The organism is Bifidobacterium aesculapii (assembly GCF_001417815.1).
Taxonomy (GTDB): domain Bacteria; phylum Actinomycetota; class Actinomycetes; order Actinomycetales; family Bifidobacteriaceae; genus Bifidobacterium; species Bifidobacterium aesculapii.
Genome location: NZ_BCFK01000062.1, coordinates 1 through 11,521 on the forward strand (window position 1 = coordinate 1; position 11,521 = coordinate 11,521).

Sequence of the window (11,521 nt, forward strand, 5' to 3'; positions counted from 1 at the left end):
CACTTCATCCCACACCACCCCCACACCACCCCATCTCAACACCCATGGTGCGGTAAATCCCCCATGGTGCGGTATCGCAAAATGGCGGAATTCCGCGGATTTACGGCATGCGCCCGCGCGCGGGTTACCGCACCATGGGAAACATCGCTACAGTAGGAGCCATGACGGAAAACCAACGCGTGCCAGAAGGCGTATCTTCAAAGCCGAGGATCAAACCTGCCGAAGCGGGCGACACCCGCCCCCTGTCCGTGTCCGCGCGTCTGGGGCGCCTCCAGTTCCATCATTCCGGCAAATTCCGCGTGCTTCAGGTCGCGGACATCCAGGACGGTCCCAAAGTCGCCAAGGACACCATCGCGATTATCGAGGCGAGTCTCGACGCGGTCAGGCCCGATCTCGTCGTGTTCACCGGCAACCAGATCGCCGGCTATGATCCTGCGTTCGCCTCGACGTTCCGCAAACGCCGCTGGAGCCCCCGCCCCGACGACGTCGACGAGGAGGACGCGCAAACCGCCAAGGAGCATACGCGCGAGCTCGTCCGTTCGATGATCGCGCGCTTCCTCGCGCCGCTCATCGAACGCAAGGTGCCGTTCGCGGTCACCTACGGCAATCATGATTTCCAGTGCGGGCTCGACAACGCCGAACTCGACGCCATCTACCGCGAGTTCCCCGGCTGCGTGAATCCCACGCCCGGCGTGGAAGCGGACGTCTTGCCCGCGCGCACGCTGCTGCCCGATCAGGTCGTGTACCCGCACGCCGCCGGCACGTTCGCGCTGCCGGTCGTCGATACGGCGCACACGCGCACGGTGATGGGCCTCGTCATCCTCGATTCTGGCGATTACGCCCACGGCGGCGGATTCGCCGCGCCGGGCGACGACGCGCTCTCGTTCCTCACGCGCGTGCCGTCGATGCTCGGTGCGCGCTCTATGCTGTTCCAGCACATGCCGCTGCCGGAATACTATGGTCTGCTCGCACCGGTCACGGCCACCACGCCGTATGCGATGCAGGGCTACCGCGACCACGCGTCGCGCTACTACGTGCTGGACGAGGCGAAGGTGCGTACCGGCGGGTACCTCGGCGAGGGCATCAGCTGCCCCGATGCGTCGCGCGAATTCGCGATACTGCGCGATGGGACCGCCGTGACCGCGGCTGATATGGTGCATGATGGCGCGACGACTGGGGACGGGGATGCATCCGATTCGCACGTATATATAGGAGTGGCCACCGGCCATGACCACCGCAACGGGTTCGTCGGCGAGCTTGATGGCGTGCTGATGGTGGCGACGCCGACCTGCGGGTTCGGCTCGTATGGTCCGGCGCCCGCCAAGCGTGCGACCAGGCTCATCGAATTCGATATCCGCCACCCGTACGCGCCGCGCACGCAGCTTTTGGAATTCGGCGAACTCGTCGGCAAGCCCAGTTCGAAGAAGGCGTACACGTACGCGTTGAACGCGAAGCCCCCGCAGGATGGCGAGGGCGACGATCTGCTGCGCAAGCCCACGCTCTGGGGGCAAATCAAGGGATTGTTCGGCTGACGGGCGCGTCGCTGCCGTCAGCGGCCAGAGGAGGCTTTGATCAGCGCCTCGGTCAGATACTTGCCGGCGGCCATGACCAGCGGCGCGTAACGGCGGCCCGGAGCGTTGCCCATACGGCCGGACGGGCCGGAGATGGAGATTGCGGCGATGACCTGGCCGGATGCGTTGCGGATGGGCGCGGAGATGGAGCACACGCCCTCCTCGCGCTCGTTGACCGATTCGGACCAGCCGCGCTTGCGCACGGCGGCGAGCTTCGTGGCGTTGAACTTGGCGTGGCGCAGACCCTGGTGCATGCGGTCGGCATCCTCCCAGGCGAGAAGGATCTGGGCGGCGGAGCCGGCCTCCATCGACAGCATCGCGCCCACCGGGATCGAATCGCGCAGACCGGAGGCGCGCTCCACGGCGGCGATGCACACGCGCTGGTCGCCTTGGCGGCGGTAGATCTGCGCGGATTCGCCGGTGCGGTCGAGCAGCGTCTGCAGGATCGGGCCGGCGGCGGTCAGGAGACGATCCTCACCGGCGGCGGCGGCGAGTTCGGCGAAACGGGAGCCGAGCACGAATCGGCCGTGCTGGTCGCGCAGTACGAAGCGGTGACGTTCGAGCGCGATGGCGAGACGGTGCGCGGTCGGGCGGGCGAGGCCGGTGGCGGCCACGAGCTGACCGAGCGTGGAGGGGCCGGTCTCAAGGGCGTCGAGAATCTTCACGGTCTTGTCGAGTACGCCGACGCCGGAATGCACCTCGCCGTCGTTCTGCTCGACGGTGCTCGCGGTGGCGGTGGGCGTCTTGTCGTCGGTGGGGTCCTGCTCGGCGACCGGCTCTTCGGCCACAGCGGTATCTGAGTGCATGGAAGTCATGGTTTCCGTTTATACCATCTCACATAGTGAAATGCCAAATCGGGCAATATACCACGTGGCGGCCGTTGCGTGTCGTCCGGTGACCAAGTCGTGGAATCCGTGTGCGCTCACATGTGATATTGCATGCCTTTCGCCTCGCCGAAGCAGTGCCGCACATGGCGTTTTCGGCGTGATTCCAACGAAAGCGCGGGGCCGGAGGGTCATATCTCATAATCCGGCCGGGGCGTGGTCGCACCCATGCCCACCGCATACGCTATTACCACGAACACGGCGCAAACACAATACCCTGCGCCGAGAAATCTAGGAGGAATCCCCATGGGAACGACACTGGCCGAGAAGGTCTGGGCCGATCATCTGGTACGGAAAGGCAGCGATGGAGCGCCCGACCTGCTGTACATCGACCTGATGCTCATGCACGAAGTCACCAGTCCCCAGGCCTTCGAGGGACTGCGTCTGGCGGGCCGCAAGCCGCGCCACGTCGATCAGCTCATTGCCACCGAGGACCATAACACGCCCACGGTGGACATCGACCGTCCGAACCCGGACAAGACGAGCGCCCTGCAGCTGAGCACGTTGGAGAAGAACTGCAAGGAGTTCGGGGTGCGCCTGCACGCCCTCGGCGACGCCGATCAGGGCATCGTCCACGCATTCGCGCCGATCCTCGGCCTCACGCAGCCGGGCATGACCATCGTGTGCGGTGACTCGCACACCTCCACGCACGGCGCGTTCGGTGCGCTCGCGTTCGGCATCGGCACCTCCGAGGTCGAGCACGTGATGGCGACGCAGACCCTGTCGCTCAAGCCGTTCAAGACGATGGCCATCAACGTCAACGGCAAGCTGCCGGCGGACGCCACCGCGAAGGACATCATCCTCGCGATCATCGCGAAGATCGGCACCGGCGGCGGTCAGGGCCACGTCATCGAATACCGTGGCGAGGCGATTCGCAACCTCACGATGGACGAGCGCATGACCGTGTGCAACATGTCCATCGAGGCGGGCGCGCGCGCCGGCATGATCGCGCCGGACGAGACCACGTTCGAATACCTGAAGGGACGCCCGCACGCGCCGGAAGGCGAGCTGTGGGACAAGGCCGTCGCGTACTGGAAGACGCTGAAGACCGATGACGACGCCGTGTTCGACACGGAGGTCGACATCGACGCGACCAAGCTTGGGCCCTACGTGACGTGGGGCACGAACCCCGGCCAGGGCCTGCCGATCACCGCGAACGTGCCGGTCCCGGCGGACATCGCCGACGCGACCAAGCGTTCCGCCGCCGAACGCGCCATTGACTACATGGGATTGAAGCCCGGCATGCCCATCAAGGACATCGCCGTCGACACCGTGTTCATCGGATCGTGCACGAACGGCCGCATCGACGACCTGCGTCAGGCCGCCGCGATCATGAAGGGGCATCACAAGGCGAAGAACATCCACCGCGTGCTCGTCGTGCCGGCCTCCTCGCGCGTGCGTCTGCAGGCGGAGAAGGAGGGACTCGACAAGGTGTTCGAGGACTTCGGCGCGGAATGGCGCAACGCCGGCTGCTCGATGTGCCTGGGCATGAACCCGGACAAGATGGTGCCGGGCGAGCGTTCGATCTCCACCTCGAACCGCAACTTCGAGGGGCGCCAGGGCAAGGGGTCGCGCACGCATCTCGCCTCGCCCGCCGTCGCCGCCGCCACCGCGATCCGCGGCACGATCTCCAGCCCCGCCGACCTGTGATTTGCAAAGGACCTGAACCATCATGGAAAAACTCACCACGTTGACCGGCGTGGGCGTGCCGCTGCGCCGCTCCAACGTCGACACCGACCAGATCATTCCCGCCGTGTTCCTGAAGCGCGTCACCAAGTCGGGATTCGACGACGCCCTGTTCTACGCGTGGCGCCGCGACCCGGAGTTCGTGCTCAACAAGCCCGAATACGCGAACAAGGGCCAGATTCTCGTCGCCGGACCGGAGTTCGGCATCGGCTCGTCGCGCGAACACGCGGTGTGGGCGCTGCACGATTACGGCTTCCGCGTGGTCATCGCGCCGAGCTTCGCGGACATCTTCTACGGCAACACCGCCAAGAACGGCGTGCTCGCGGCGATCATGCCGCAGGAGAGCGTGGAGCTGCTGTGGAAGCTGCTCGAAGAGGAGCCCGGCCGCGATATGACCGTCTCCCTTGAGGACCGCACCGTGACCTGCGGCGACGTGACCCTGCCGTTCGAGGTGAACGACTACACGCGCTGGCGTCTGATGAACGGCTACGACGACATCGATCTGACGCTCCAGCACGAGGACGACATCGCCGCCTACGAGAAGATGCGCGCTGAGAAGTTCCCCTTCAAGCCCAAGACCCTCCCCGCCAAGCACCTCCCCGAGGAGGAGATCAAGCCCGCCCGAGAGCTGCAGTATGAATGGACAGGGCCGTTGGCGGACCGCGGCATCATTTAGCCGCGGTCCGGCTGGCTGAAGCCCGGTGGGCTTCGGCCAGGCCCTGTGCCGGCGTGCGGCAGCACGTCGGCCGATGTTGAGTCTCGCCGTCAGGCGAGTCCTTAATTGCAGGACGAGGGCCGTTGGCCGATCGCTCGTCCACGAGGCCCGGTGGGTTTCGGCCCAGCTGGAATGTGGTCTCGTTGCGATTTCTTGATCGTGGATGGACTGCATCGCCGGTAATGTGCACGGCGTGCGTAATCGCCGCCCGGCTTGTCGACTGTGAGACCGGTTTCAGCGCGTGCCGCTGCTCCATACAACGATTGGTGGAAGAGAGTGTGGCGCACATGTGCTCCACACTCGTGCGCTGATCATCGGATATCTCTCGTGTGGAGAGATATCGCTCCACACTTTCATTGAATGCCCCTCTTGACGTGTTGTATGGAGCAGAATCTCTCCACACAACATCGAATCCGCCCATATTCGCTCTGTGTGGAGCAGAATCGCTCCACACGAGCCTGAGCTCGGCCGTTGTGGAGCACGTGGACCCCGTGAGCGTCATTGTGCCCTTGTCAACACTCCAGAACGCAACCGTCGTGGAATATATGGGGTCGTGCGCTTGCTTTGTGGAGCACGTGAGTCCCGCGTGCGCAGCGTCCTGCGTGTCAGTTCGACGCCGCGGCTGTCTCGCACGAGTGCTCCACGCCGCACCCCAGCACCCATTCCTCCAGCGCGTCCGCGTCTTCACGATGCATGAACCGCCAGCGCAGCTCGTCGATGCCGTTCATCACGAACAATGACATCCGCACGCCTTCGATGCCGTACGGCTCCCGCCACATCGTGGTGGATCGGGTCACCGATTGCACGCGCGTCCGGCGCGTGACCAACGCGTACCTGCCGATGCCTTTCACGCCCGTCACCAGGATGCGGTGCTTCAACGCGCGCGGGGATTCGTCCGCGGCCGCGTTGTCGGCCGTATCCGCGCCGTCCGCCGCCGCGCCGTCCGCGCGCGCCGGGGGGTCGCCCTCCGGCACGTCTGCGCCCGTCGGCGTATCCGGCAATATCGCGTATCCCTCGCGCCGGGCGCACGCCAACCGGTATCCGGCCCATGCAGCGCCGGCGGCCAACGGCACCGCCATCAGCCACCACACCCACGTTCCGGAATCCGGCAATACGGCGCCCGGAATCGTAACCGCCGCACCGACGCACGCGGTCGCCGCGACGGTCACGGCCAGCGGCAGCGTCACGTAATACCGCAGCAGCCCGCGCCCGGTGAACCGGAACGGCACGGCGGCACGTATCGTGCCACGCGCCGGCGCCATGTCCGGCAGATCCCATTCCGGCAGCATCGCGCGCAACACGTCCATCACGCGGTCCACGCCGATGACCGGCAGCACGTGGGGGATGAACGCGGCATCCGCGTCGCTGCCGGTGACGCTCAATCCGAGTTGCGCGGAACACAATCGCAGCGGACGGCGCAGCAGCGATTGCCGTACGACGATCGTCTGGATGCGCGCGACCGGTATCGTCGTCGTGCGGCGGGTGAGCAGCCCGCGCACCACGACGAGGTCGTCGCCGCGCCGCCACACCTCGAATCCGTAGAACTGCAGCAGCGACATGACGACGCTCACGCCCAGCAGAATCACGAGACACGCCAGAACCAGCAGGATGACGGAGGCCGCGCCCCGCGCCGCGTAGTCGCCGACCGACCGTTCCGCGTCGCGCATGACGCCGCGCGGCAGCACGTCCTCCAGATTCTGCACGAATCCGTACACGACGAACGCGGCCGCGATGAATCCCAGATTGGTGACCGCGAACAGAATGATGTCCCTGACCGACGCGCGGAACACCAGCGTCGCCGGCGCGCGTTCCGCGGCGTCACCGCAGCGCGCACCGTCATCGCTCGGCACGGCGTCGGCCGCGCGACGCGCCTCCAACTCCGACTGCAGTCCGGACGGCACCGCGTCGAGCACGATGTCCGCGTTCGTGCCGACCGGCGACACGTTCAACCGGATTACGCCGAACGGCTGCAGGTACCACGGGCGTGCGCTGTTGACGGCGTGGATAGAACCGTATGCGATGGTGCGATGCTTGCGGAACAGCACGCCGGACCGGTATTCCAGCGCGGTGCCGGTCAGCCGGTAGCGCGTGGACAGCCATCGCGCGACCGGGCCGACGAGCACGTAGGCGAGGATGGCGGCGGCGAGGAGCCACAGCCATGGGTCGCCGCGTCGCAGGGACGCACGGACGATGACGATGAACGACAACACCAGCGAGATCGTGCCTTTGGTGTTGTTCACGATGCCGCCGACCAGTGCCAAAGGATGCGTCATGCGCCAGCCGCCGGCGGGACGCGCGGCGTGCGCGGAATCGTGCGGAGGGACGTGTGGGGCGTCGTGCGGAGGGACGGTCACAGGTCCTCCTTGGCGTGTGCGACGAGCGCGGTGATGACGGCGACCATGCGTTCCGCTTCGGCCGTGTCCAGCGCGGCGATCTCATGCGTGCCGGCGGCGGTGTGCACAATCACCGTGGTCAGGCCGAACCGCCGCTGCACCGGATTCTGCTTCGTATCCACATGCTGCACGCGCGTGTACGGCGTGGTGGTGGATCGGCGGAACAGCCACCCTTTGCGCGTCGAGAGCGCGCGCTCGCCGATGCGGAAGCGGGTGAACGCGTACAGGTATTTCGTCTGCAACGGCTGCGTGGCGAGATCGCCGATCGCGTAGACGGCGACGATCGCGGAGACGAGCTGCGTCCAGAACCCCCACCAGTCGTTCGCGTTGCACACGGCCGCGAACACGCCGCATGCGGCGAGCCAGACCGCGCAGCCGATCGCCTCGTTGATGAGCCACACGGTGCGCACGCGTTCCGGCAGCGCACGCCATTGCCCGTCGGGCGAGCCTGGTGTCGGCGAGTCCTGCGTCGGCGGGTCCTGTGCCATGGTGATTCCCTTCTCCGGTCGCCGGACCGGCTTTGTGCGGCGTGATGCCGGTGCGGGCGTTCGTGCGGTGATCGTCCGGCTCATCCGGTTCGTCCGAATCGTTCGGTGGCCGGTGGCCTTCCCACCACCCACGATATCGGCCCGTGCGGCGACGGGCCAAGGGGATTCCCTCGGGTGGACACCTGTTGACCGTGACCGCCGTGGATTGGACGGAGCCGGGGCGGATGGTGTTGGCTGGAAGATGTCAACACGATCGGTACGACGATCAGCACAATGATTAGCACAATGAAGTACAGGAAAGGGGAGTCGCCATGTCAGCGAACACCGGAAATGACTGGAACACTGGAAACAACGGGAACAGCGGAACCGCCGGGAACGCGGGCGTCGCCGGCGTCCCGCGCCAGACGCCGCCGTTGCGGGCGCCGTGGTACGGCATCGGCTTCGGTGGCGCGGTCGCGCGTTTCTTCCGCAAGACGTTCATCGCGAGTTGGCGCGCCTCGCGCAGTGAATACTGGTGGGCGATGCTGTTCACCGTGATCGTCTCCGCCGTCGCAATCGGCGTGACGACCGCGATCGGCACCGCGGCAGGCGTCAGTTATGAGGGCGGCGCCGGTGGCGGATCGCCGCTCGACACGCTCTTGGACGACGTGTCGATCATCGTCATGCTGGTGCTGCTCATCCCGACCATCACCCTGTCCATCAGACGCCTGCATGACACGAACCGGCGTGGCCTGTGGCTGCTGTTGCCGGCCTTGCTGCATGTCGGCGCGGTGCTGCCGGTCTTCGTGGCCGGTGTCATCAACGGCTACAACGGCGCGGAAGGCCACGCCGAGGCGCCGGCGGTCGTCGTGGGACTGCTGGCCTCGTTCGCACTCTACATTCTGGGATCGCTGTCGTGGGTGATTCTCATGGTGCTGCCGAGCGACCCCCGCGGAGCGCGGTTCGACGCGCCGTCTGCCGCTGTGCCGGCTGGAACCGTCGGCGCGCCCGGTACGCCCGGCGCGCCCGGTGCGACGGGCGCGGGGGCCGTCCGATGAACGACGGCGGCCGTCCCGCGCTCCACGGGCCGCGCGCCGTGCTGGAACGGATGCGGGACTGGTGGCGTGCACCGCACTTCCTCGAGAAGGACGCGGGCATCGGCATCGTGATGGTGCTGGTCGGACTGGTCGTCGCGCCGCCGGCATCGCCCGTGCAGATGCTGCTGGCGCTGTGCTGGGTGGCCGTCATGGCCCTGCTGCCGTTCCGGCCGCGCGAGGTGTGTCTGGTCGCGCCCGTGCTGTTCCTCGCGTCGGGATTCCTGCCCGAAGGGTGGTGGACGTGTGGAGGATTCGCCGTCATCCCCCTGTTCCTGGCCGTCGGATACGTGCTGTCCGACCGGATGATGATTGGCCTGCTGGCCGTCTACACGCTGGCGGACGCCGTATGCTTCACGGTGCTCGGCACGCGCTCGCTGGTCGGCGGCATGGTCGAGGGCATGATCGTCGGTTTCGGCGACGCCGGGTTCGGCGCGATGATTCCGGCCAATCCCTCCGCGACGATGCCGGGGTACGCGCCCATCGCGGGCGTCGCGACGGCCGTGTTCGACATGCTGGGACTCGGGTTCCTCATCGTGCTCGGCTCCGTGTTCCGCCGCGCGTCCGCAGCGGGGAAGCGGGCCGACCGCGCCGAACGCCTGCTCGACCGGGTCACGCGCGAGCAGGAGCTCGCCCACATGATCCACGATTCGGTGGCCAACGACATGTCCACCATCGCGATGCTCGCCTGGCGCGCGAAGGCGATGGACGACGATGCGGAGGTGCTCGACGCGATCTACGACCGTTCGCATCATGCGCTCGACCGCGTGCACGAGGTCATCGACGTGCTCAACGGCAAACGCGAGCTTGCAGACCTCATGGCGGAAGCCGGGGAGGGCGCGGCGCCTGTGGCGGGCGGCGAACCGGGTGCGGAATCGGACGCCGCGACGGCGGCGAAGGGTGGCGACGTCACGTTCGATACACAACTCGAGAAGACCATCGAGGATCAGAATAGGATGATGGCGATGCTGGGGCTTGTCGGCGTCACCCGGTTCAACAGTGCGCCGGACATCGCCGTGCCGAAGTCCGTGCGTCACGCGGTCTTAGGGCTGGTCGAGGAGATCTACGCGAACGTCGTGCGCCATTGCGCGATGAACGTGGCGGACGACGGCGCGGTCGGCGTCATCGATGGGGCCGGCGGTGCCGGAAGCGCTGGCGGAACCGGGGCCGTGGGTGCCGGCGGAGCGCGGCGTGCCGCCGAACCTGCGTACAGCCTGTTCGTGGAGATCGCTGCGGACCATATCCGCATCAGCGAGGTCAACGCGATCGCCGACGAATCGAAGACCCTGGTGCACGGCAGGCGCCACGGCGGCGGGCTGTCGCTGCACCGCGCGGCGGTCGAGGCGGTCGGCGGCACCCTCACCACCAGCAGCCAGGACGATACGTGGATGATCAGCGCCGACATCCCGCTCACCGGAACGCGATAGCGCCTCTTTCTGGCCCCTCTGACGAGGGGCTGTCAACGTAGCTGACTGGGGGAGAGATAACCCCGCAGCGGTCCGCTCCCGCCTCACTGACTCAGCCAGATCGCGATTGCGTGGGCGAGCGAGTTGGCACCGAGCTTGTCGACCGCGCGATGGGCGTGCGTGCGGACCGTGGAGGTCGTGACGCCCCATTGCGCGGCGATTTGATCGTAGGTGAGGCCGCGCGAGAGCAGATGCAGCGTCTCGGCCTCCTTGGAGCCCAATTTCGGGCGGCTGCCGGCGTTGTCGTCCGCGGCGTCGCCGGTGCGGTCGGCGTCGCCGGCGTCATCGGCAAGCAGCCGATGCGCTTCGAGTGCGGTGTGGAACGTAACCATCGATCGCAGTGCCGGCGGCGTGTAGACGCCGCCCGCGGCCACTGCGCGCAACGCCTGCGCGAGTTGCGGCATGTCGGCCTTCGAGGCGATGCCCTGCGCTCCCGCCTCCGCGACGCGCGTCGCATAGTCGGACACCGAGAACGCGGTGATGCCGAGCAGCGCCACACGGTCGGTGCGCGTGCGGATCTTGCGGCACACGCCCACGCCGGTCGCGTCGCCCAGCGACATGTCCACCAACAGCAGTTTCGGACGGGTTTCCGGGTCCAGAGCCTTGCGTACCGCCTCGTCGGCGGACTGCGCCTCCCAGACCCAGCGGGCCGACGGCAGCAGCTGCGGCAGGATCCCCTTCAACGCGAGCAGCGCCATACGGTCGTTGTCGACCACGGCCACCAGCGTCGGCACGGGCTTCGCAGCCGTTCCCCTCTCAGCGTTCATACGTCATATCCTAATATCCGACCTAATATCCGGTGCGTGCCATGCGGGGGATACGTTGACTTCATGGAGAGGTCGCGTTGGCTTCATGGAATAGATGTTCCGGGCTCGGGAATTCGTGATTATACTTGATTCCGTGTCAGTAGCTGGCTCATGGAGGCGATTGGTGCCTGAGACCGGCGAAGCGTAACGGTTGGAGAAGGAATGATGTCGAAGAGAATCACGCGCCGGCTCTCGGCGGCGGTGGCTGCATTGGCGGGTCTCGCCATGCTGTTCTGCATGCTGCCCCTGCCCTCGGCGCAAGCGGCGGAGGCGGACGGTGAAATCGGGGCGAATGCCGCTGCAGATGCGAATGTCTATCAGGCGCTCAAGTACATGCAGCAGCTCAACGCTCTGCGCGCCCGCACGGACCGCCGTGCGTTGACGGCCCAGCAGATCGCGGCCGCGAAGAACGCCGACAACAATACGAATGCCTATAACA

The 11,521-nt window shown here is 66.7% G+C and carries 10 protein-coding genes; 6 read left to right on the top strand and 4 right to left on the bottom strand.

What is annotated here, in order from left to right:
• Positions 1-161 precede the first annotated feature (161 nt).
• Positions 162-1,532, top strand: a complete 1,371-nt coding sequence (locus tag BFAL_RS08360; RefSeq protein WP_055427944.1) for a metallophosphoesterase — start codon at positions 162-164, stop codon at positions 1,530-1,532.
• A 17-nt stretch (positions 1,533-1,549) separates the two neighbouring features.
• Here the strand turns inward: BFAL_RS08360 and BFAL_RS08365 are convergent, their stop codons facing one another.
• Positions 1,550-2,377: an IclR family transcriptional regulator gene (locus BFAL_RS08365; protein ID WP_370696070.1), complete on the bottom strand. Its 828-nt coding sequence runs from the start codon at positions 2,375-2,377 to the stop codon at positions 1,550-1,552.
• A 324-nt stretch (positions 2,378-2,701) separates the two neighbouring features.
• On the opposite strand from BFAL_RS08365, the gene leuC reads away from it, so the two are divergent.
• Positions 2,702-4,105 (top strand): 3-isopropylmalate dehydratase large subunit, encoded by a 1,404-nt coding sequence (gene leuC / locus BFAL_RS08370; RefSeq protein WP_055427946.1) that lies wholly within the window; start codon positions 2,702-2,704, stop codon positions 4,103-4,105.
• Between the two features lie 22 nt (positions 4,106-4,127).
• On the top strand, positions 4,128-4,817 hold the full coding sequence (leuD, locus tag BFAL_RS08375) for a 3-isopropylmalate dehydratase small subunit (RefSeq protein WP_055427947.1): 690 nt from the start codon (positions 4,128-4,130) through the stop codon (positions 4,815-4,817).
• A gap of 644 nt (positions 4,818-5,461) precedes the next feature.
• Here the strand turns inward: leuD and BFAL_RS10740 are convergent.
• Positions 5,462-7,210, bottom strand: coding sequence for a PH domain-containing protein (locus tag BFAL_RS10740; protein WP_082440481.1), 1,749 nt, complete (start codon positions 7,208-7,210; stop codon positions 5,462-5,464).
• On the bottom strand, positions 7,207-7,737 hold the full coding sequence (locus tag BFAL_RS08385) for a PH domain-containing protein (RefSeq protein ID WP_055427948.1): 531 nt from the start codon (positions 7,735-7,737) through the stop codon (positions 7,207-7,209). The genes BFAL_RS10740 and BFAL_RS08385 overlap by 4 nt, the downstream gene beginning before the upstream one ends.
• 311 nt (positions 7,738-8,048) lie before the next feature.
• Here BFAL_RS08385 and BFAL_RS08390 point away from each other — a divergent pair, with 311 nt between their 5' ends.
• Together BFAL_RS08390 and BFAL_RS08395 are read left to right on the top strand one after the other, a co-directional pair.
• Positions 8,049-8,774 (top strand): DUF805 domain-containing protein, encoded by a 726-nt coding sequence (locus tag BFAL_RS08390; protein ID WP_055427949.1) that lies wholly within the window; start codon positions 8,049-8,051, stop codon positions 8,772-8,774.
• Positions 8,771-10,237 carry a sensor histidine kinase gene (locus BFAL_RS08395; RefSeq protein ID WP_055427950.1) on the top strand — a complete coding sequence of 489 codons (1,467 nt, stop codon included), beginning with the start codon at positions 8,771-8,773 and terminating at the stop codon, positions 10,235-10,237. The genes BFAL_RS08390 and BFAL_RS08395 overlap by 4 nt, the downstream gene beginning before the upstream one ends.
• 83 nt (positions 10,238-10,320) lie before the next feature.
• Here the strand turns inward: BFAL_RS08395 and BFAL_RS08400 are convergent, their stop codons facing one another.
• On the bottom strand, positions 10,321-11,043 hold the full coding sequence (locus BFAL_RS08400) for a response regulator transcription factor (RefSeq protein ID WP_055427951.1): 723 nt from the start codon (positions 11,041-11,043) through the stop codon (positions 10,321-10,323).
• Positions 11,044-11,244: 201 nt separating this feature from the next.
• Here BFAL_RS08400 and BFAL_RS08405 point away from each other — a divergent pair.
• Positions 11,245-11,521: hypothetical protein (locus BFAL_RS08405; protein WP_152973601.1), on the top strand; the 277-nt coding region annotated here is incomplete at its 3' end.